Annotated in this window: 22 protein-coding genes; 8 read left to right on the top strand and 14 right to left on the bottom strand. The window is 38.8% G+C overall.

Annotated elements, in window-relative coordinates; all coding sequences use genetic code 11:
• Positions 1–2: 2 nt before the first annotated feature.
• The 9 genes from recO to rpoE all read right to left on the bottom strand — a co-directional run bounded on the left by recO (position 3) and on the right by rpoE (position 7,958).
• Positions 3–695: a DNA repair protein RecO gene (gene recO / locus H5115_RS04085; protein WP_182753775.1), complete on the bottom strand. Its 693-nt coding sequence runs from the start codon at positions 693–695 to the stop codon at positions 3–5.
• A gap of 20 nt (positions 696–715) precedes the next feature.
• Positions 716–1,648 (bottom strand): GTPase Era, encoded by a 933-nt coding sequence (era, locus tag H5115_RS04080; RefSeq protein WP_002958714.1) that lies wholly within the window; start codon positions 1,646–1,648, stop codon positions 716–718.
• Positions 1,638–2,315: a ribonuclease III gene (gene rnc, locus H5115_RS04075; protein WP_002958715.1), complete on the bottom strand. Its 678-nt coding sequence runs from the start codon at positions 2,313–2,315 to the stop codon at positions 1,638–1,640. The genes era and rnc overlap by 11 nt, the downstream gene beginning before the upstream one ends.
• A gap of 2 nt (positions 2,316–2,317) precedes the next feature.
• Positions 2,318–3,253, bottom strand: coding sequence for a signal peptidase I (lepB, locus tag H5115_RS04070; protein ID WP_002958716.1), 936 nt, complete (start codon positions 3,251–3,253; stop codon positions 2,318–2,320).
• A 16-nt stretch (positions 3,254–3,269) separates the two neighbouring features.
• Positions 3,270–5,057, bottom strand: a complete 1,788-nt coding sequence (lepA, locus tag H5115_RS04065) for a translation elongation factor 4 (RefSeq protein WP_002958717.1) — start codon at positions 5,055–5,057, stop codon at positions 3,270–3,272.
• 275 nt (positions 5,058–5,332) lie between these two features.
• A complete protein-coding gene (locus H5115_RS04060; protein ID WP_182753773.1) occupies positions 5,333–5,782 on the bottom strand; it encodes a SoxR reducing system RseC family protein in 450 nt (149 codons plus the stop codon).
• Positions 5,783–5,802: 20 nt separating this feature from the next.
• Positions 5,803–6,753: a MucB/RseB C-terminal domain-containing protein gene (locus tag H5115_RS04055; protein ID WP_002958719.1), complete on the bottom strand. Its 951-nt coding sequence runs from the start codon at positions 6,751–6,753 to the stop codon at positions 5,803–5,805.
• A gap of 4 nt (positions 6,754–6,757) precedes the next feature.
• Positions 6,758–7,375 carry a sigma-E factor negative regulatory protein gene (locus H5115_RS04050; RefSeq protein ID WP_039484802.1) on the bottom strand — a complete coding sequence of 206 codons (618 nt, stop codon included), beginning with the start codon at positions 7,373–7,375 and terminating at the stop codon, positions 6,758–6,760.
• A 1-nt stretch (position 7,376) separates the two neighbouring features.
• Positions 7,377–7,958: an RNA polymerase sigma factor RpoE gene (gene rpoE, locus H5115_RS04045; RefSeq protein ID WP_002958721.1), complete on the bottom strand. Its 582-nt coding sequence runs from the start codon at positions 7,956–7,958 to the stop codon at positions 7,377–7,379.
• A gap of 245 nt (positions 7,959–8,203) precedes the next feature.
• Between rpoE and nadB the strand changes: the two genes are divergently transcribed.
• Positions 8,204–9,814, top strand: coding sequence for an L-aspartate oxidase (nadB, locus tag H5115_RS04040; protein WP_182753771.1), 1,611 nt, complete (start codon positions 8,204–8,206; stop codon positions 9,812–9,814).
• On the opposite strand, the gene H5115_RS20165 is transcribed toward nadB, so the two are convergent.
• Positions 9,789–10,145, bottom strand: a complete 357-nt coding sequence (locus H5115_RS20165; RefSeq protein WP_259396321.1) for a hypothetical protein — start codon at positions 10,143–10,145, stop codon at positions 9,789–9,791. The genes nadB and H5115_RS20165 overlap by 26 nt on opposite strands.
• A gap of 55 nt (positions 10,146–10,200) precedes the next feature.
• Entirely contained in the window at positions 10,201–10,452 is a 252-nt protein-coding gene (locus H5115_RS04035) for a succinate dehydrogenase assembly factor 2 (RefSeq protein WP_002958724.1), read from the bottom strand.
• A 164-nt stretch (positions 10,453–10,616) separates the two neighbouring features.
• Between H5115_RS04035 and H5115_RS04030 the strand changes: the two genes are divergently transcribed.
• Both H5115_RS04030 and H5115_RS04025 read left to right on the top strand, forming a co-directional pair.
• Positions 10,617–11,528 carry a folate-binding protein YgfZ gene (locus tag H5115_RS04030; RefSeq protein ID WP_182753769.1) on the top strand — a complete coding sequence of 304 codons (912 nt, stop codon included), beginning with the start codon at positions 10,617–10,619 and terminating at the stop codon, positions 11,526–11,528.
• 12 nt (positions 11,529–11,540) lie between these two features.
• Positions 11,541–12,026 (top strand): peptidylprolyl isomerase, encoded by a 486-nt coding sequence (locus H5115_RS04025; protein WP_002958726.1) that lies wholly within the window; start codon positions 11,541–11,543, stop codon positions 12,024–12,026.
• A 42-nt stretch (positions 12,027–12,068) separates the two neighbouring features.
• Here H5115_RS04025 and H5115_RS04020 read toward each other — a convergent pair whose 3' ends face one another.
• From H5115_RS04020 to H5115_RS04010, 3 genes are read right to left on the bottom strand one after another with little or no spacing between them, the layout of a single operon-like run.
• Entirely contained in the window at positions 12,069–12,548 is a 480-nt protein-coding gene (locus H5115_RS04020; protein ID WP_182753768.1) for a hypothetical protein, read from the bottom strand.
• Positions 12,549–12,573: 25 nt separating this feature from the next.
• The gene (locus H5115_RS04015; RefSeq protein ID WP_024597159.1) at positions 12,574–13,386 is read right to left on the bottom strand and encodes a DUF481 domain-containing protein; all 813 of its coding nucleotides are present in this window, start codon (positions 13,384–13,386) and stop codon (positions 12,574–12,576) included.
• A 42-nt stretch (positions 13,387–13,428) separates the two neighbouring features.
• A complete protein-coding gene (locus H5115_RS04010) occupies positions 13,429–13,749 on the bottom strand; it encodes an HI1450 family dsDNA-mimic protein (RefSeq protein WP_002958729.1) in 321 nt (106 codons plus the stop codon).
• A gap of 367 nt (positions 13,750–14,116) precedes the next feature.
• Between H5115_RS04010 and H5115_RS04005 the strand changes: the two genes are divergently transcribed.
• The 5 genes from H5115_RS04005 (at position 14,117) to H5115_RS03985 (ending at position 20,366) form a co-directional block, all read left to right on the top strand.
• Entirely contained in the window at positions 14,117–14,908 is a 792-nt protein-coding gene (locus tag H5115_RS04005; protein WP_182673364.1) for a crotonase/enoyl-CoA hydratase family protein, read from the top strand.
• Positions 14,909–14,979: 71 nt separating this feature from the next.
• Positions 14,980–15,333, top strand: coding sequence for a CidA/LrgA family protein (locus H5115_RS04000; RefSeq protein ID WP_182753766.1), 354 nt, complete (start codon positions 14,980–14,982; stop codon positions 15,331–15,333).
• Positions 15,326–16,069: an LrgB family protein gene (locus tag H5115_RS03995; RefSeq protein WP_169059746.1), complete on the top strand. Its 744-nt coding sequence runs from the start codon at positions 15,326–15,328 to the stop codon at positions 16,067–16,069. The genes H5115_RS04000 and H5115_RS03995 overlap by 8 nt, the downstream gene beginning before the upstream one ends.
• 38 nt (positions 16,070–16,107) lie before the next feature.
• Complete coding sequence (locus H5115_RS03990; protein ID WP_002958733.1) at positions 16,108–16,944, top strand: mechanosensitive ion channel family protein; 837 nt, start codon at positions 16,108–16,110, stop codon at positions 16,942–16,944.
• Positions 16,945–17,111: 167 nt separating this feature from the next.
• The gene (locus tag H5115_RS03985; RefSeq protein WP_182753764.1) at positions 17,112–20,366 is read left to right on the top strand and encodes a winged helix-turn-helix domain-containing protein; all 3,255 of its coding nucleotides are present in this window, start codon (positions 17,112–17,114) and stop codon (positions 20,364–20,366) included.
• The last annotated feature ends 15 nt before the right edge of the window (positions 20,367–20,381 follow it).

The raw sequence follows: 20,381 nt of genomic DNA, 5'->3' as shown, positions 1-20,381 counted from the left end.
GTTTATTGAGAGGCCATAAATAGCTCGCGGCTTTTTAATGGTTTACTACCTAATAAGGGTTTTAATAAATAGCGACTTAATTGCTTTGCCATATATAGCACATCATTTTGGCTAAAGTCATGATTTGCTATGGCGTTGAGTTGTTTGCCACTAAATCCAGAACGTGTATCTTCTTGTACTAAAAAACCAAGTTCGGGGAAATAACTATACGTCTGCTTTTCATCTATTGGTTCACCACTGGCGTCAAAACTAAAATCCACGCCATAACCGAGTAATTCCAATAGTTGAAACTCGTATGAGCGAAGCACCTCTTGTAAATTAGCCCCGCTGTTTAGGTTTGATAGATGAGTTTTATATAGCTCAAATACTTGTTCAATTGGCTCGTTAACAGGAACGATACGATTTGTAAGCTCATTTAAATAAAAACCACAATAAAGCTCATCACCTTTTAAAAAGTGCGAGTTCCCATGCAGTTCAAACTTATTGATATATTTTAAATCGTACTTGCCACTGTAATTAACAAGCAGTGCCTGAAACGGCTGAAGTTGTGCTTTATGTTTAGTGGTCTGGCGACCACTAATTCGGGCCAGCATTCTTAACTGACCAACGCCTTCTACAAGCATATCTAACATTACTTGGGAGTCACTATAAGGACGCCGATGTAATAAATACGCGGTGTAGAAGTCGCTATCCATTCACTAAGCTACTGCTTGGTTTAGTCTTCACTGTAACCTAAGCTTCTTAGTGCACGTTCATCGTCAGCCCAACCCGACTTAACTTTAACCCAAAGCTCTAAAAACACTTTGTTATCAAGCATTTCTTCTATGTCTTTACGGGCTTCACGGCCAATGGTTTTTAGCTTTTCGCCTTTATTACCAATAACCATGCGTTTTTGTGTTTCGCGCTCAACAAGAATTAACCCGTTGATATGCCAAATACCGTTGTCTTGCCATTTAAACTGCTCAATTTCAACAGTTACAGAATACGGCAATTCTTCGCCCATAAAACGCATTAGTTTTTCACGAATTACTTCAGCTGCCATAAAGCGCATTGAACGGTCAGTTACATAATCTTCCGGAAAGTAAAATTCGCAAGGAGGTAAGCGTTTAGTAACTTCTGCTTTGATTAAATCAACATTTTTACCTTGCGTTGCCGATACAGGCATAATTCCAACAAAATCAAACTTGTCACTTAACCACTTCATATGAGGCAACACAAGGTCACGGTCTTTAACTTGGTCTATTTTATTAATAACCAATAATACCGGCTTACCACTTTGCGATACTTTATTAAGTACCATGTCGTCATCGGCATTCCAATGAGTGCCCTCAACTACAAATATAATAAGCTCAACATCACCAATAGAGCTAGACGCGGCACGGTTCATTAAACGGTTAATCGCACGTTTTTCTTCAACGTGTAGACCTGGTGTATCTATATATACCGCTTGGTGCTTACCTTCGGTATGAATACCCATAATACGATGACGCGTGGTTTGTGGTTTACGTGAGGTAATACTCACTTTTTGCTCAATAATTTCATTAAGCAAAGTCGACTTACCTACGTTTGGGCGCCCTACAATAGCAACCATTCCACAAAACGTATCTACATCACCTTCATGAGGCTGTATTAGGGTATCAAGGTTCATTTTTAAGTATCTTCAATGCTTTTTCAGCAGCTTTTTGTTCGGCTTTACGGCGCGAGCTACCTACAGAAATTATGCTATCCATTCCATCAACAATACATTCGACCGTGAATGTTTGATTGTGTGCTTGGCCTTTGGTATCAACCACAGTGTAACCCGGTAAAGATAATTTACGGGCTTGTAAATACTCTTGCAGCAGGGTCTTCGGATCTTTTTGGTTAAGCCCTGGTGAAATAGCATCTAATCGTGATTCGTACCATGACAATATAAGATCGCCACAGCTATCAATACCTGAATCTAAAAATGCAGCGCCAATAATAGCTTCTACTGCATCAGCAAGCGTTGACTCGCGACGGAATCCGCCACTTTTAAGCTCGCCCGGCCCTAAGCGTAAATAATCGCCTAGGCCAAATTCAAGACCAAACTCGGCAAGTGTTTGACCACGCACAAGCGTTGAGCGCATGCGGCTTAAATCGCCTTCACGCGCTTTAGGAAATTTGGCATAAAGTGCATTGGCAATCACAAAGCTTAAAATAGAGTCGCCTAAAAATTCTAGTCGCTCATTATGCTGGCCTTTGTGGCTGCGGTGCGTCATTGCTTGCTCAAGTAAACCTTGATCGGCAAATTCATAGCCAATTTTTTTATATAATTCTGTTACATTTTTTTTCATCGTTACTGAATATTACCTAGGCGCTCAAAGCGAACACCAGTTGGAACCCATCCTGGTAAAATATCATCAGGGCCATTCTCAAATTCAAAACTCATCCATATAAAGACAGCTTTACCCACCAAGTTTTCTTTTGGTACAAAGCCCCAAAAGCGACCATCTTGGCTGTTGTCGCGGTTATCACCCATCATAAAATAATGATCAGCAGGAACAGTCCATTCATCAGAAGGCGTGCCCGGTTGCTGGTAGTAACGCCCTTTTCTCTCAGGCGCTTGTGGGTTGATTAATATATCATGCGTAACTGTTGTTAAATTTTCATTTACACGAGCTAGAGGCATTGGGCCTTGTTTAAATTCGTTATCATTAATTAGTTTAAAATCAATTTTATTGAATTCATTACATAAAAGCTCACCCTGCTGGGTTTCGCCTTCTTTACAATTTGGCTGAATATATAAACGTTTATCGCGATAAACAATTTTATCGCCAGGTAAACCAATTGTACGTTTAATATAGTCAACATTTTCATCTAAAGGGTATTTAAAAACAACAATATCACCACGCTCAGGCTGCCCAATATCAACTAATTGAGTACGCCAAACAGGGTCTTTTATTCCATATGAATACTTTTGTACTAAAATAAAATCACCTACTAATAATGTAGGCATCATTGAACCGGATGGAATTTGAAACGGTTCAAAGATAAATGATCTAAAAATAGTAATTGCTGCAATCATCGGGAAAATCGACTTTGCTGTTTCTGTTAGTACTGGTTCTGGTGCAATTAATGCCGCAGTTTCTTCATCTAACGGGGCTCCAGCAGACGTTTGCGCTATCGCTAAGCGCTCCTGTCTTTTAGGTGCATACATTAAGTGATCTATTAACCATATTAAGCCTGAGCCTAAAGTTAATAACACCAATAAAACTGAAAAATAACCAGCCATTTATAATCCTTTGTTTTTATTTACCAACTTTTAAAATAGCTAAAAACGCTTCTTGAGGCACTTCAACATTACCTACTTGCTTCATACGTTTTTTACCATCTTTTTGCTTTTTAAGTAGCTTTTTCTTACGACTCACATCACCGCCGTAACACTTAGCAATTACGTTTTTACGTAATTGTTTTACCGTAGTACGGGCAATAACATGTTGTCCGATAGCAGCTTGAATCGCAATATCAAACATTTGACGTGGGATAAGTTCTTTTAACGCATCAGCTAACTGGCGACCACGAGACTGTGCACCATCTCTGTGAACAATTATCGCAAGTGCGTCAACGCGCTCACCATTGATTAAAATATCAACACGCACCATATCTGATGTTTGAAAGTGTTTAAAGTTATAATCAAGAGACGCAAAACCACGGCTAGTTGATTTTAATTTATCAAAGAAGTCCATCACCACTTCAGCCATAGGTAGCTCGTACGTTACAGCTACTTGCTTTCCGTGATAAGTCATTTTTGTTTGGCTACCACGTTTTTCAATACACAAAGTAATAACGTTACCTAGGTATTCTTGTGGTACCAAAATATTAGCTTCAACAATCGGCTCACGAATCTCTACAATATCGTTTACTGCAGGCAAATCAGATGGATTATCAATCTGAAATGTACCTTCTTTAGTAACTATCTCATAGATTACCGTAGGTGCTGTTGTAATTAAATCAATATCGTATTCACGCTCTAAACGCTCTTGAATGATTTCCATGTGTAGCATACCTAAAAAGCCACAGCGGAAACCAAAGCCAAGTGCAGTTGAATTCTCTGGTTCAAAGAATAACGACGCATCGTTTAAGCTTAATTTATTAAGTGCATCACGGAACGATTCATACTCATCTGATGCAATTGGGAACATACCCGCATAAACCTGAGGCTTAATTTTTTGAAAGCCAGGTAAGCGAAGTGGAGCTGCATTTTTTTGATGAGTAATAGTGTCACCTACTGGCGCACCATGTATCTCTTTAATACCAGCAATAACAAACCCTACTTCACCTGTTCTTAAAATACCGGTGTTGGTTTGCTTAGGTGTAAACACACCTACTTGGTCGGCAGTATGTATATGCTCGTTCGACATTATTTTTATTTTGTCGCCAGTGCGTAATTCACCGTGCTTAATACGCACTAGTGATACAACGCCTTGGTATGGGTCAAACCAAGAATCGATAATAAGTGCTTGTAAAGGTGCATCTTTGTCGCCTACTGGCGGCGGTACATCTTTAACGATCATTTCAAGAACTTCGGCAATACCTACACCTGTTTTAGCGCTACACTGCACTGCATCAAGGGCATCAATACCAATAATCTCTTCAATTTCTTCTGCAACACGTAAAGGATCTGCTTGCGGTAAATCGATTTTATTAAGTACTGGAATTACTTCTAATTCCATTTCAATAGCGGTGTAACAGTTAGCTAGAGTTTGTGCTTCAACGCCTTGGCCTGCATCAACAACAAGCAACGCGCCTTCACAAGCAGCTAAAGATCGTGAAACTTCATACGTAAAATCAACGTGTCCTGGAGTATCAATGAAATTAAGTTGGTAGGTTTCGCCGTCGTTCGCTTTGTAATTCAACGTTACACTTTGCGCTTTAATGGTAATACCACGTTCGCGCTCAATATCCATTGAATCCAAAACTTGTTTTTGCATTTCACGGTCGGTTAAACCGCCACAAACTTGGATCAAACGATCTGAAAGGGTCGATTTACCATGGTCAATATGGGCGATGATCGAAAAATTACGGATATGCTTCATAAACTGGATTCTATACTTCTATTTTAATGGACTAAATATGAATACCTAAGTGACTTGAAAATACTTGCTTTAGGATGCCATAAGCTAAATTTGTATATAACAAACTGTACTTACGCTTTTTAAGATGGGTTATAACCATTTTATGTATTGAATAACAATAAGTTATATTTACTTAACTTAAATAATTCAGCCAGATAAAATAATTTAAAAAACCACGGTTCCCTGTATTTCCAAGTTACTTTGGTATAAAACGGCAATTTTACATTTAATTGGCGTCAATCACCATCTATTTGAGTTAAAGGGATACTAATTGGGTGAATTTTTATAACTTTTATATCGTGCTTTAGAGATTTCACGCGAGTTTTAGCTATAAAAAAGCCAGTAACGCCACCTAGAGTAGCAGCTAAAATCTGCCAGCCTTCGGAAGCTATAAACAATTGCGCCGCAACAAATGCAAAAACAAGACTCAAAAGAAGCGGTAGCATGTAAACCGCAAAAGCATGCTTAACAACATGACTATCATCTAGTGACAAAGTGACCTTTTGCCCTATTTCTACAGAGGATTCGAATTTATAAGGAAAGGTTTTTTTTGCAGTGCCAAATAATTTACTAAACACTTGTGAGCCGCAACGACCATTGCAGCCTTCACAAGCTTGTTTTTGCTGTGCTTCTAAATGAGCAATGTGGCCATCGAGGGCCACAACAGTGAGGGTTTGTTCAATCATAACAATCCTTACGGAATCGTCTATAGTGCGCGAGTAACTGACTCTGCAATCGCTTTTGCGGTCATACTCGGTACATTACCAACAACCGATACATCAAAATTACCGCCATTATGCACATATACTGTCGTTGCACCAGAAGTGAGTGCTCCACTTAAACGCTTACCTGGTAATGGGCGCTGAATAAATACAGAAACCTCAACAAAACCATCAGAGAACAAGTAATAATCAGTTAACTCGTTATTTAAATCGAGCTTATGTCTGTCTGATTTTAGCAACTCAAAGCCATCTGGTAACCAGCTAATTTTCCAATTAGTGGCAGTACTATCTTCATTTATAAGTGCATCGTTTGGCAAAGGCGTTGGAAAGTTTCGATTGAGCACTTCAACTAGCATACCGGCTGGCTGCTCTGTCACACTAATATGTGTAAGCTGTAACTGCTCTAAGGCTTCACCTTCATGGTTAACATACGCGGCTTTTAGCAACAACGACGATTCCATATCCAGCCAAATCCAATAATTATATTTATACTCGTCTTTAGATTCAATGCGAACAAGTTGCGCTGCGCGCCCTGCAATACGCCCTTTACCGCCTAGTACAAAATCATAGTGCGCACTTAAGCGATCTATATCTTTAAAAAGTACTTCGGGGATTGGACCTGCTATTGAATCTGTTTTTAGAGAATATGGTTCAGACTGAGGTTCAAAATAAGTAACTTGATTATCGATACGGACCATTTCAAGCCCAGCACCGTTAAGTAAACTTAAATGCTCAAGCTCGGTGTCACCTTGTAAAGCATGCACCCATCGGTAGGGTTCCATTGTTTTACCTTTAACAACCACAAACGAAGCGTCAAAATTACGGGTGTGAACGGCATTAGCCATTTTGAGTAATAAATCTTTGGCAGGATTTGTGTCGTTGGCAAATGCATTAAAGCTTACTACCAACGACAGAACAAAAGTGATTACTTTCATTTAATTAGTTTTTTTCCTCAGACGCTTTGGTATTAGTTTGCGCTGTTTCTAAAGAATTCGCAACTCGTGCTTGGCGTTGATGCTCAAGAACTAACGCACCAATACGCTGTTGCTGTAGTTCACGTAAACCTTGCTCAGCATTTTCAAGCGCAGGCTCAGATGAGTAACTTACTGGCGAGGCCATACCTGCTAGCGGTGTGGTTTGCAGTAATGGAATTTCACTTTGCTGCTCATTGTTACTTTGAGGAAGCGTATTAACGCCCACAATAGCAAACATCGCTACACTTGCTGCAATAGCTAATTGAGCAACTGGTTTGCGCCAATTAAAAGCGACTACTTTATTATCTTGTACTGTTTCAGTGATTGCTTGAGGCTGTGTTTTTGACTGACTAAAGTCAGCATAAACAGGCTCGCTTTCTAGTGCTAATGCAACGCGATCGCTAATATCAATATGTATGTCGTTATTATTTTTTTGAGCACGCATCGCATCACCAATTAACGCATAACGGCCAAACGTAGTTACATCTTGCTCTGCAATTTTTGCATCATTTAGATGTTGCTCGCCATCAAGTAATGCCGATAACGCTTCGTTATCTAACTTGTTAAGGTGTGCTTTTGTCATACTAAGACTCGCCTATTAATGGGTTTAATTTGTTATCTATTGCTTCACGGGCACGAAATATACGCGAACGCACAGTCCCGACTGGGCAATCCATTACCACTGCTATTTCTTCATAGCTCATCCCTTCTATTTCTCTAAGGGTGATTGCGGTTTTAAGATCTTCAGGCAAACTATCAATCGTATTAAAAATAACAGCGCGTACTTCTTCGCTTAAAAGTAGGTTTTCAGGAGATGCATTCGATCGCATTGAATCTGCACAATCATAAAACTCGGCATCTTCAGCGTCTATATCATTTGCTGGCGGCTTACGCCCCTGGGCTACTAAGTAATTTTTAGCACAATTAACGGCAATACGGTATAACCACGTGTAAAAGGCGCTGTCACCTCTAAAGTTAGGAAGTGCACGGTAAGCTTTAATAAAAGCTTCTTGTGCTACATCAGCAATATCGCCTTGGTTAGATACATAACGTGAGATCAAACCTGCAATTTTGTTTTGATACTTCTTTACTAATAGGTTGAAGGCGTTTTTATCTCCTTGCTGGACCCTTTTTACTAGCACTAAATCTAATTCCTGCTCGCTCATTCGAGCCGGTACTCCTATGTCTGATTTTTGCTTGTTATTCATATTGTCGTCATTGTTCACAAATACTCTGACCTCTTTATGAATAAAAAGTTCTGCTTAATATTATTTTTTTATAAAATAGATGATAATAACGGCGCTAAGCCTTTAAAATCACTACGTAGTAGTATAACAAATATGATACAACTACAGATATTAAAAACAAATATTGCTCTATATGGGCATTGTAACCGCAAAGTACCTCTGACATGAACCAAAATAAACATCACATTGCAGATGTCGCTATTATAGGTAGCGGCGCAGCAGGCTTATCACTTGCATTATCTCTAGCTAATTATTGTAACGTTACCGTGATCAGTAAAGGAGCGCTTACCGAAGGTTCTACTTTGTATGCCCAAGGCGGTATAGCTGCTGTATTTGATAAACAAAACGACAGCATAGAATCTCATGTTGAAGATACACTCGATGCAGGCGGCGGTTTATGCGATAGAGACGCTGTTCATTATACCGCCAGCAATGCTCACGATTGCCTACAGTGGTTAATCGACCAAGGCGTACCCTTTGATATGGAGTTTGATAGCAAAGGAAAAGAGCGTTTTCACTTAACACGTGAAGGTGGTCACAGCCATCGTCGTATATTGCATGCAGCCGATGCAACAGGCAAAGCGGTGCAAACAACACTTATCAGCCAAGTTAAAATTCATAAAAATATAACGCTTTTAGAGCAATATAACGCCATTGATTTAATCACAGATAAAAGCGCCGGAAAAACAGGCTCACACATTGAAGGCATGTATGTGTGGAACAAAAAAGCTAAAAAGGTAGAAACCATTTCAGCTAAATTTGTTGCTCTTGCAACCGGTGGTGCAAGTAAAGTGTATTTATATACATCCAATCCAGACGTATCAAGTGGTGATGGTATTGCAATGGCTTGGCGTGCAGGTTGTAAAGTTGCCAACATGGAATTTAATCAATTTCATCCAACAAGTCTTTATCATCCAGAGCTACAAAACTTTTTAATTACCGAAGCCATGCGCGGTGAAGGGGCTTATTTAAAGCGCCCTGATGGAACTCGGTTTATGAAAGACTTTGATAGCCGTGAAGAGCTTGCTCCACGCGATATAGTGGCACGCGCAATCGATTTTGAAATGAAGCGCTTAGGCGCTAATTGTGTTTATTTAGATATTAGCCATAAAGATAAAGACTTTATTATTGAGCACTTTCCTACTATTTACGCAAAATGCTTAAGTGTAGGCCTCGATATAACGAAAGAAGCAATCCCAGTTGTGCCTGCTGCGCATTACACCTGTGGTGGTGTAATGACTGACTTTAACGGCAAAACAGATCTCGATAACTTATATGCTGTAGGTGAAGTTGCTTACACAGGCTTACATGGTGCGAACCGTATGGCAAGTAATTCACTATTAGAGTGCATTGTATTTGCCCACGCTGCAGCTAAAGATATTTTAAGTAAAATACAACATGCACCAGAGCCGATGGCGCTTCCTCATTGGGATGAGAGCCGTGTTAGTAACTCAGATGAAGAAATTGTTATTACCCATAACTGGCATGAACTACGTTTATTTATGTGGGATTATGTAGGTATTGTACGCTCTACTAAACGCTTAGAACGAGCACTGCATAGAGTTGAGTTGCTACAGCAAGAAATACACGATTACTATGCAAACTTTAGAGTAAGTAACAACTTGCTTGAGCTTCGTAATTTAGTGCAAGTATCAGAGCTAATTATTAGAAGTGCTATGGAGCGAAAAGAAAGCAGAGGCTTGCATTACACTATTGATTACCCTGAACAAAGTGAGAATCCAACGCCGACTATTTTGACTCCAAAACGCAATTAATTGCGCCGACAGTGGCACGTTTTAGACGCGCATAACTTTGCTCATTAACGCCATTGGCTGAAATTATAAGCCAATGGTTGTTACTAAAACCTTTAATATGAAGCCATATATTATTACCATAAAATCGGCTTTTGTTACTTATTTCACCCTGAATTTTTAAGCTCTCGCCCTCAAATCTAAATAACTTTGGTTCTAATATTATAATTCCCTCATTTGGGTGAATTGCTAATGCTTTGCGCCACATTATCAAGCCAGCTAGTGCATTTATTATTAAACAAAAAAGCATAGCTAATAGTGAATCTAAAAATAAACATAATATAAAACTGAGCATACAAAAAAAGACCACAATTGGTTTGTGGTCAGCTTTATTATTTGTAACCGTAAACCTATACACGAACTCGGTCTAAGATCAGCGAAACCATACCGTTTAACTGCTCGTCTTTACATTCTTCATGACCCATAAACCATGCAAATAAGTCAGGGTCTTCTTCTGTTAGCAAACGCTGAAAGATAGCCTGTTGCTCTGCGCTCAAAGAGTCGTATGCTTCTTCTACAAACGGCATAAACAAAACATCTAGCTCTAACATGCCACGACGACAAGCCCAACGAATACGTGCTTTACTATGAATTTCAACCATTTTAAACCTCATACTTAATTGACTCGAGTTTAACAAACACAAGCCTATTTAGCAGCTATTAATCTCTCATTAAATAATAAACCCGCACCAATAAGCGCTTGTCTGTACCATACGTAACAACTGCGTTATTATGTCACTTCATTTATATTGCAAAGAAGGTTTTTATGTCGAGCGTTTATGCATGTCCGTTATCTCATCAACTTATTAGCCTCTGCGGTGCTGATAAATTATCTTATTTGCACGGACAAATCACTCAAGATCTAAATAAATTAACCAGCAGTAATTATTTGTGGGCTGGCCATTGCAGCGCCAAAGGTAAACTTTGGGGTGTATTTAAATTATTTTCTTACCAAGATAGTTACTACCTTGCGGGTAGCCAAGCTGAAGTTGAAAAATCATTAGCTGAACTTAAAAAATACGCTGTATTTGCAAAAGTTGATATTACTGAATGCTCAAAGCGTTTAATTGGTTTAATTGGTGATGATTTATCTGATGTACTGGCACAACTTGATATTAGCTTTGAAGGCGATGCAAGCGCGTGTGATTTTACGAATGGTAAAGCGCTAAAATTAGCTGATAACCGTATTTTAATAATGGTTGATAACCAATTTAGCATGCCTGATAACGTATCCACACTTGATAACGAAGCCCCTTGGCAACAAGCAGCGATGCTTGCCGGTGAGCCTCAGCTAAGTGCAGATGCAATTGGCGAGTACGTTCCTCAAATGGTAAACCTACATGCTATTGGCGGTATAAGTTTCAAAAAAGGGTGTTATACAGGTCAAGAAACCGTAGCCCGTATGAAGTACCTTGGTAAAAATAAACGTGCAATGTATATCGTTTCAGGGCAAAGCGAAGGGATTCTTTCAGAGCCTGATTTAGAAACCCAATTAGGCGAAAATTGGCGCCGTGCAGGTAAACTTATTGCACAAAGCTTTGATGAGCAAACAAATAAATTAACAGGCCTCGTTGTGTTGCCAAACGATACTGATGTAACTCAGGTACTTCGTGCAAAACACACACCTCAGGTGGAGCTAAGCATTCTGCCTCTACCCTACTCTCTTGAAGATGAATAAATAGGAATGACTATGATCGTTGCGGCAAACAAAGTGGTAAAAATGCATTATTCAGTAATGGATAATGATGGCAATAGCATTGATAACTCGTTCGGTGGTGAGCCACTACACTTTATCATTGGCACAGGCTATTTAATTTCAGGCCTAGAAAATGCTTTGCTGGGCAAGCAACCAGGCGACACGCTTAGCGTAAAGGTTGAACCTGAAGAAGGTTACGGCGAGCGCCACGAAAACCTAATGCAAGCAGTACCTAAATCAATGTTTGAAGGTATGGAAATTGAAGTTGGCATGCAATTTCGTGCATCAACAGATGATGGTGACCAATCAGTAATGATCATCGATATCCAAGATGAAGAAGTGATTGTAGATGGTAATAACCCACTTGCAGGTATAACACTTAACTTTGATGTAGAAATACTAGAAGTACGTGATGCTACAGAAGATGAATTAACTCACGGCCACGTACATGGCGAAGGTGGGTGTGGCCACGACCACTAATGCACTGCTAAACAGATAAAAAAAGCGCCTTAGGCGCTTTTTTTATATCATATTGTTACGCTTAACCGTTTCAGCTTTTGGCTTACTAGGCAGCGCGATTGATACGTTTTCTTTTAAAGCAGCTAGTAAACCTTTTTGATCGTTTGTACCAACTCTATACAAGGTGCCATCTTTGAGCGTTAACTGTATTGCACTAAAGCCAGATACTGTATACACCCAACCATCATGAGTAATTCGCATACCAATACCGTGCCTGTAAGAGTTTTGAACTGCTTTTGCTTCTGCTACTTCGCTAAGCTCAATACTTTGCCCAGCAACGCCTGGACCAAACGCCCAGCTAATATTTTTATCATCTACTTTTACTGTTAGGCCATGGAACAAAAAGCCCACCAGCACTAAAATCCCAGTAAATATTATTAAAGGTCCATCAGCGCCTAACAAGTTCCACGCAAGCGCCACAAAACCGCCAATCCACGCTAATACAAAAAAGATAAACACCGCATACTGTTTATGCTGATACATAATATTCTCTAAATTAAATAAATACTTAAAAGCTGTATACCAATGTAGCACTCAGCTCTGAGTCAAACTTGAGTTTATCATCTTCGGGTTTTGAATTATAACGATACATGTAGGTAAATTTGAGTGATACCGCGCCAATCACTTGGCTTATTAGTGCGGTTTCCGATTTTAAGCGAGAATTAAGACCTGAAAGCGACTGCTCTATACTCACATCTTGATTAAAACGAGTACGCTTAGAAACTAAACGTTCCCACTGCATTGCAACACGTACTAAATAACCGGTTTTATCAATTTCATCTTCGCTCACATCCGAATCTTCATCGGCGACTGAACGGTATAAACCAGGTCCTATATCAATATCTACTTTGTTTTTAGAGCCTTGATATACACGCGCACCATAGCCTGTCGCCACAGTGCTTTTAAAATCAAGTCCACTAAACTCATCTTCTTCGTAATCACCGTAAATAAAAAATGAGGAGTTTTTAACACCTACTTTATAGTTACCTTGCGCTGATACAAAAATACGATTAGCTGTAACATCAGTGCCACCGCTTTCATCGTTTTCGTCACGCTTATAAAGAGAGTCTATTTTGAATTGGTTACGCCACTTTTCAAAATCTTGGTATAAATTACCTTTGAGCTTAAAACTGGTCGAATTGGTGTTACCTTTACTTAGAATAAAACCAAATTCAGTATCACCGTAAAGCATATCACCTTTGTGTAACTCATGAATTTCTTCATCAGAGAGCTTGCCATATTCATGAAAATCTTCAAATGGATCAACAGCCCAACTTGGGCAGCTAATTATTAAAAAAATTAAAAATAAATACTTACGCACAACACTCTCTCTGCACACAATTATAAAAATAAGCGGTATTGCTTATTCACTCTCTTTCCATAAAATATGACAAAACGGAGCATCTTTATCACGACTAATCAAAATTTTAGCAAACAAAACATCATCATTTTCAAATTCTAAACCAACTAACACCTGAATAAAGTGCTCTGGCTCTATCTCAAGGGCAACAAAATCTTGCCACTGATCGTCTGGCTCATCTTCTTCAATAAAGCCTAGGTCTTCTCTAAACTCATTAAAGTCTTCAACATCTTTATCACTCAAGTTATTTGGCGCTAGCTCTAAAAAAATATCATAAGCTTGGTGAGTAGCTTCTTCTACCGTATATAAACGTGGACCCGACATATGTGCTTAACCTTAAGCTTTTAAGTTGCGCTATATTATCAAATCTCATCATCATTTTGATAAAAAAAAGCGTAAAACACTGACTTTTTTGTAACTGAGTCATGCTTTATTCAGCATACAACTCAAACAATAAATAACAATTTAACTAACCCATTGAATTTCAAGATTACTTTTTTAATTTAAGCTTAAAATAACAACGTAAAAAATTTTATTATCTCAAGTTCTAATTATTTAGCTTTTTCTCATCTAAATCTAACCCTTTAAGACTACAGCTTTACCAATAAATTCCATTTATTTAAAAAATACCGTCACTTTACTTAATTCTTATAACAACATAAGCTCAACTAACAGGTCAGAGGAGTGTGTAATGATAAAACTAGAAAAACAAAATGGCATTGCAACCGTCACGCTTAGCAGAGCAAAAAAACAAAACGCATTAAGCTTTGAAATGTTTGTAGAGCTAAACAAAGCCATTAAAAACATAAAAAGAGATCGCAGTATTCGTGCTGTAGTAATAAAAGGCGATGGCGAGCATTTTTGTGCAGGCCTTGATATATCAGCCGTAATGGCGGCACCATTGAATATTATAAAATTATTGCTTAAATGGTTACCTGGCAATCAAAACTTAGCGCAAAAAGTAGTATTAGGCTGGCAGTCACTGAGCGTGCCTGTTATTGCACAAATTGATGGCAACTGTTTAGGGGGTGGTTTACAAATAGCGCTGGGTGCCGATTACAGGATTGTTCATATTGATGCCAAGCTTGCCATTATGGAAGCGCGTTGGGGGTTGTGCCCCGATATGGGCGCAAATGTAATGATGAGCGGTTTAGTTAAGCGTGACCAAGCCCTTTGGCTTGCAAGCCACGCAAACCCAATCACAGCACAACAAGCAAATGAGCTAGGTTTAGTTACTCAGCTTACCGATGATACTCAACAAGCCACGCAAAACATGCTCAATACATTACTTGAGCGCTCACCCGATACGCTTGCTGCTATTAAACGTGTTACACAACTTAGCTATAAACCAAACCAACGAAAAATACTCGCTAAAGAAACCTTCAGCCAAATTCGCTTATTGCTAAACCCAAACACTAAAAAAGCAATTGCTAAAGCAAAAGGAAAAGTGGATATAACCTACGCAAATACAAAGCACTGGTAGACTATTGCACAATGCATAAAAGAGTTTGATTTGTTAAAGTTAAGCTCTTATCTTTTCTGTGAGCCACTTTGATGAAATATCTGCTCAGTAGCGCTATTATTTTACTATGTTTAGCCTGGGCTAAACTCATTATGCACTTTATTGGTGGAAGCTTTCCTGCGCCGTTACTCGCTATGGTTATTTTATTAGTTTTACTCTTATCGGGTATTGTAAAAGAGCAACATGTAAAACCATGCGCCTCCCCTATTTTAAATATTATGCCTATCTTTTTCATTCCAGCGGGTGTGGGATTTATTGAGCATCTCGGTCTTATAAAATCGCACTGGGCATTTTTAGCCTCAGTGGTGGTGCTAGTCCCTATAACTACCTTATTGCTTGTTAGCAGTGTAATTGCGTACTTTAAGGGAAGAGAAAATAATGACTAATTTTACTTTTTCCGCTATTTCAGAGCTACAGCCTAATTTATGGTGGCTAAGTATTCCTTTTATTATTGTATTATTTTTAGCACTAAGGGCCGTAAACCAAAGTATAAAAAACAGCGTATTTAAATCGCTCACCAACCCCGTATTTTTAAGTATTAGTATTATCGCTTTACTACTCGTTAATCTAAATTTGCCTTATACGCAATTTGCCACGCACAGCAAATTACTAAGCTGGTTATTAGAGCCCGCAATTGTGGCTCTAGCGCTTCCTTTATATCAGCAGTTTACACACGTACGAAAAAATCTATTACTCATAGTCGCAACATGTAGCTTAGGCATTGTTAACGCAACCGTTGTGGCATTTTTGCTAAGCATATTATTTAACGCACCTGCACAGCTAAGTGCATCTGTTGCCGCACTCAGTGTGACGACCCCAATATCTTTAATTGTTACTGACTCGTTAGGAGGGATTAGCTCACTTGCTGCGGCTTTAGTTATTTTTATTGGTTTACTAGGCGCTTTATTTGGTTTTATGCTTTTTAAACTCATTAATATTTTTAATCACGAATCTCAAGGCGTTGCCATGGGCACAGCTTGCCATGCAATTGGGACCGCTGCTGCTATTGCTGAGCATCCAAAAGTAGGCGCTTACTCATCAGTTGCAATGGCACTAAGTGCTTTATTAACAGCGATTATAGTGCCGCTGTTATATCCATTTTTAGTCAACATTTTGCTATAGTTGGAAAAATACAACATAGCCCTAACTTAGAGCGCTTTATGATCAGTTCTGAAATCGAACAGTTTGAAAAATATTACACCATGCTTACTGAGTATATGGTTACCTACAGTATGCAAATTGTTGGCGCTATTTTTATCGTCCTCATTGGTTTGTGGATAGCACAAAAGCTTGCCAAATTTGTAGCCGCGTTAATGACCCGTCATAACGTTGATATTACGCTCACAAACTTTGTCAGTAGCGTGGTAAAAGTACTGCTAATTGTAATGGTTATAATTATTGCACTTGGCAAAATAGGTATTAGCGTTACGCCATTTGTAGCAGCCATTGGTGCTGCATCTTTAGGTGCTGGTTTAGCGCTACAAGGAATGCTTTCTAATTATGGTGCAGGCCTTGCCATTATAGCCACTCGACCTTTTGTTGTTGGTGATACTATTGAAGTTAAAAATGTAAGCGGCCAAGTTAAAACAATTGAGCTTGGCTACACTATTTTAATCAATGAAGAAAAAGTAGAAATCACCATTCCAAATAAGCACATAGTGGGTGAAATACTTCATAACTCATTTAGTTACTCATTGGTCAAAGGTGAAATAGACATAGCCTATAGTGCTTGCTCTGATAACGCGATTAGCCTCATTGAAGACGTACTTAAAGCACATGAATTAGTCGCACAAAATCCGTTATCACAAGTGGGTATTGAACGCTTCGCCGATAGCGGTGTTACAATAAGCTACCGATACTGGGTGCCTACTACTAAAATTATCGAAACCAAACTGGCTATTAACGGTGGTGTTTATAAAGCAATTAATAACGCTGATATTGAAATTCCATTCCCTCAACGCGTCATTACAATTAACAAAGCCGACCTAGAAAGCTAATTTATTTTTATTTTGAGCTTGCATATCTGCAAGCTCATCCTTTACTCCCCCCTCTGCTCAGAATAAACTCAAATAGTTGTGTTATAGATTTATTTGCCATATAAATAGTGTTAATAAATATCAATACGCACTTAATTTTAATAATAAAAAAACAATAATGAGTAATGATGATGCGCAACCCCTTCTACCTAGGCGATTGGCAAGTAACACCTTCAACTAACTCAATTCAACTCACTGGTAAAGCCAAACAGTTAGAGCCCAAAGCGATGGAAGTTTTATTGCATTTGTGTCAACAAAATGGCGACATTGTAAGCAGAGATGAATTGCTCAATAAATGCTGGAAAAATACTGATATTGGCGATAATCCATTACATAAAACTATCACTCAGCTAAGAAAAGCGCTCGGTGATAAAGCCAATGAACCACATTATATTGAAACTATCCGTAAACGTGGCTACCGCATTATTGCAAAATTATCTTTTCCGTTAGCAGATCCTATCCCAAGCACTAAAAGTACATGGCAGGGAGGATCCCCTTTCTTAGGCCTGCGTGCATATAACCCAAATGATACCCACGTTTTTTTTGGCCGTACCCAACCTATAGCTACCCTGCTGGAAAGGATATCTAGCCAGGTAAATTACGGTCGTGCTTTTTGCTTAATACTTGGCCCTAGTGGTACAGGTAAATCCTCGCTTGTTAATGCTGGAATTTTACCAAGACTGCTAGATGAGCGAGGCTATAATGGCATCGGGGTTATTTCCTACACCCAGATCGACTTTGCAGATGTGCATAAAAATAGACTTTTTTTAGATTTAGCTTCTGCATTACTTGATTGGGATATAAACGCCCAGCCTGTGTTTGAAGGATTAAGCGCGCAAACACTTGCAGAGCAACTAGAATTGGCAATAGATGGCGTAATTAACGCCATACAAGCTGCACTTAGTAAAGCCTCTACACAACTTAAAACACCCCAGTTATTTTTATTTATTGACCGCTTAGAAGTACTGCTTTCTTCTCCTATATTTAGTAGCGAAACACGCAGCCATTTTTTATCGGTTATTGAACGCTTAGCAATCTCTAAAGCTGTGATTGTATTTAGTGCGTGTCGTAACGACTTTTACCCTTTAGTGGTTGAACAACCAAGTTTAATGGCAGGCAAAGCTCATGGCGCGCACTACGATTTAACACCGCCAAACCGCCAAGAACTCCAACAAATTATTCGCCTGCCAGCGTTAACCGCTAATTTAACGTTCTCCAATGACCCACAAACTCAAACACCACTGGATGAAATATTGTGCGCCGATACCGCCAATAACCCCGATGCATTGCCCATGCTGCAATACACATTGCAAGAGCTGTACTTACAGCGCAGTGATAATAACGAGCTACTGTACAGTGTTTACAAAAAACTCGGGGGTATTGAGGGCGCCATAGGCAAAAAAGCAGAAGATATATTTATTGACCTTAGTAATGAGCAACAGCAGCAACTAAAAAGCGTATTATCACAACTGATCACTTTAAACCCAGATGGTAAAACCATTACGAGCCGCGCTGCCCGCTGGCAAACATTAACAAACACAAGCCAAAAAGAGCTTGTGCAAGCCATGGTCGATAGCCGTTTATTTGTATCGCATTTACAAAACCAAGAAGCCTGTTTTAGCCTTGCTCACGAGGCATTATTGCGTCAATGGCCGCGCGCAAAACAATGGATTAATGACCATAAAGATGCCTTAGCAATAAAAAGTCGTTTACAACATCAAGCACAAAATTGGGTAGATGAAGGTAAAAGTAGTGCTTACCTCCTAGCGCCAGGTAAACCGCTACAAGAAGCGCAGCTATTACTTAACGACAAACTGTTTAAATTAGATGATAACGAGCATGCTCTTATCAAAAGCTCTGTAAAAAAAACAAAAACAAAAATAAGAGCAAAACGAGTGACCGTTACTTTATTGTGCTTACTTACATTTACCGCGTTATTAATGAGCTTCACTAGTTTTAAAGCCCAACAACATGCGCAAAAAAAACAGCTTGAGGCCGAAAGCTTACTGGGGTTTATGGTCGGCGACTTTGCCGATAAATTACGTAGCGTTGAACGTATGGACTTACTTGATGGTATTAGTAATAAAGCACTTGAGTATTTTACTGATCAAACTGACGATTCAAGTTCACTTTTTAGCTTTAGCGATAATAAAGCACAATTTAACAACCGTTTTCAGTACGCACAAACCCTCGAAGCAATGGGTGAAGTAGCTTATTCGCGAGGTAAAACCGATGAAGCCTTTACCGCCTTTGAAAACGCCCGCACCCGCCTTGAGGCATTATTACAAATACAGCCTGACAACTTAGAGCTACTAACGCTTGCAGGCGCCAATGCCTTTTGGCTTGGTCAATTAGCTTATGATCAAAATGATCATCAAGCTACTGAGCAAATGTTTAAAAAATACCACGCTTACAGTAAAAAAATGTATGCGCTGGCAGCCAATGATTTTAACTCCATTATGGAATTATCATATTCGTCTAATTCTTTAGGTTCTTTATACATTGAAAAATCCAACTACAGCGCTGCAAAAAAGAACTTTGCAGAGTCACTTTTACTTAAAAATAAAGCGCTTGAACTGAAACCCAATAACAAAGATTTACTTCGAGATAAATCCGATACGATTAGTTGGCTTGCAAAAACAGAAGAGAAGCTAAGTAACTTTAATGAAGCAGTTAATATATTGGAAGGTGCAGTTGGCGTAATCACAAAATTGATTGCTAACTACCCTAGTGATGCAAGCCTTTTTTACACGTCAGCAAACCTATATATGCAACAAAGTTATTTACTGAGCTATTTGAGTGATAAACGGATGGCCCATAAAAAAGCCAGCTTGGCTAATCAAGTTATCAATGAAGCTTTAGTACAAGATCCAAAAAACAATAAATTTCAGCTTATGTATTATCGCTCTTTAGCACATTCACTAATGCTATCTACTGATGAAGCTACTGACTCAACAATTGAAAAAATAATTAATTTTTTAAAATCTCAAAATTTTAAAAATACCAGCACTATTAATACACAAATTACACTGATTCAATATTTTATAAATAGACAATCACCACTCAAAGCGCAGGAGTTATTAACTGAGCTTGAGAATAATGAAAACTACAAACATCAATTAGCCAGCCTAACTAAAACTGGTGATTACTTAGTATATACAAGAATAAACTTAATCAAAGCAAACTTAGCTACAACTAATAAACAGCGAGAGCAATTTTGCTTAAGTGCTATCAAAGCAATTTCTGAAGCTGCAAAAATAAGTCAGAGCGTAAAAATAACATACCCACTAGTACAAGCTTATACCTGTTTAAACAGAGAAGACGAGATATCAGAAATAAAAACAAGCCTAGTTAAATTAGGCATTACGAACTTCCAACTATAATTACTCATAAAGGAA

Origin of the sequence: Pseudoalteromonas sp. SR44-2, assembly GCF_014163745.1 — a bacterium.
GTDB classification, from domain to species: domain Bacteria; phylum Pseudomonadota; class Gammaproteobacteria; order Enterobacterales; family Alteromonadaceae; genus Pseudoalteromonas; species Pseudoalteromonas distincta.
This window is presented reverse-complemented; position numbering and strand designations above follow the sequence as displayed.

Coding starts and splice junctions, on each gene's coding strand:
- recO (WP_182753775.1), bottom strand. CDS start 695: ATGGATAGCGACTTCTACACCGCGTATTTATTACATCGGCGTCCTTAT.
- era (WP_002958714.1), bottom strand. CDS start 1,648: ATGAACCTTGATACCCTAATACAGCCTCATGAAGGTGATGTAGATACG.
- rnc (WP_002958715.1), bottom strand. CDS start 2,315: ATGAAAAAAAATGTAACAGAATTATATAAAAAAATTGGCTATGAATTT.
- lepB (WP_002958716.1), bottom strand. CDS start 3,253: ATGGCTGGTTATTTTTCAGTTTTATTGGTGTTATTAACTTTAGGCTCA.
- lepA (WP_002958717.1), bottom strand. CDS start 5,057: ATGAAGCATATCCGTAATTTTTCGATCATCGCCCATATTGACCATGGT.
- H5115_RS04060 (WP_182753773.1), bottom strand. CDS start 5,782: ATGATTGAACAAACCCTCACTGTTGTGGCCCTCGATGGCCACATTGCT.
- H5115_RS04055 (WP_002958719.1), bottom strand. CDS start 6,753: ATGAAAGTAATCACTTTTGTTCTGTCGTTGGTAGTAAGCTTTAATGCA.
- H5115_RS04050 (WP_039484802.1), bottom strand. CDS start 7,375: ATGACAAAAGCACACCTTAACAAGTTAGATAACGAAGCGTTATCGGCA.
- rpoE (WP_002958721.1), bottom strand. CDS start 7,958: ATGAGCGAGCAGGAATTAGATTTAGTGCTAGTAAAAAGGGTCCAGCAA.
- nadB (WP_182753771.1), top strand. CDS start 8,204: ATGAACCAAAATAAACATCACATTGCAGATGTCGCTATTATAGGTAGC.
- H5115_RS20165 (WP_259396321.1), bottom strand. CDS start 10,145: ATGCTCAGTTTTATATTATGTTTATTTTTAGATTCACTATTAGCTATG.
- H5115_RS04035 (WP_002958724.1), bottom strand. CDS start 10,452: ATGGTTGAAATTCATAGTAAAGCACGTATTCGTTGGGCTTGTCGTCGT.
- H5115_RS04030 (WP_182753769.1), top strand. CDS start 10,617: ATGTCGAGCGTTTATGCATGTCCGTTATCTCATCAACTTATTAGCCTC.
- H5115_RS04025 (WP_002958726.1), top strand. CDS start 11,541: ATGATCGTTGCGGCAAACAAAGTGGTAAAAATGCATTATTCAGTAATG.
- H5115_RS04020 (WP_182753768.1), bottom strand. CDS start 12,548: ATGTATCAGCATAAACAGTATGCGGTGTTTATCTTTTTTGTATTAGCG.
- H5115_RS04010 (WP_002958729.1), bottom strand. CDS start 13,749: ATGTCGGGTCCACGTTTATATACGGTAGAAGAAGCTACTCACCAAGCT.
- H5115_RS04005 (WP_182673364.1), top strand. CDS start 14,117: ATGATAAAACTAGAAAAACAAAATGGCATTGCAACCGTCACGCTTAGC.
- H5115_RS04000 (WP_182753766.1), top strand. CDS start 14,980: ATGAAATATCTGCTCAGTAGCGCTATTATTTTACTATGTTTAGCCTGG.
- H5115_RS03995 (WP_169059746.1), top strand. CDS start 15,326: ATGACTAATTTTACTTTTTCCGCTATTTCAGAGCTACAGCCTAATTTA.
- H5115_RS03990 (WP_002958733.1), top strand. CDS start 16,108: ATGATCAGTTCTGAAATCGAACAGTTTGAAAAATATTACACCATGCTT.
- H5115_RS03985 (WP_182753764.1), top strand. CDS start 17,112: ATGATGCGCAACCCCTTCTACCTAGGCGATTGGCAAGTAACACCTTCA.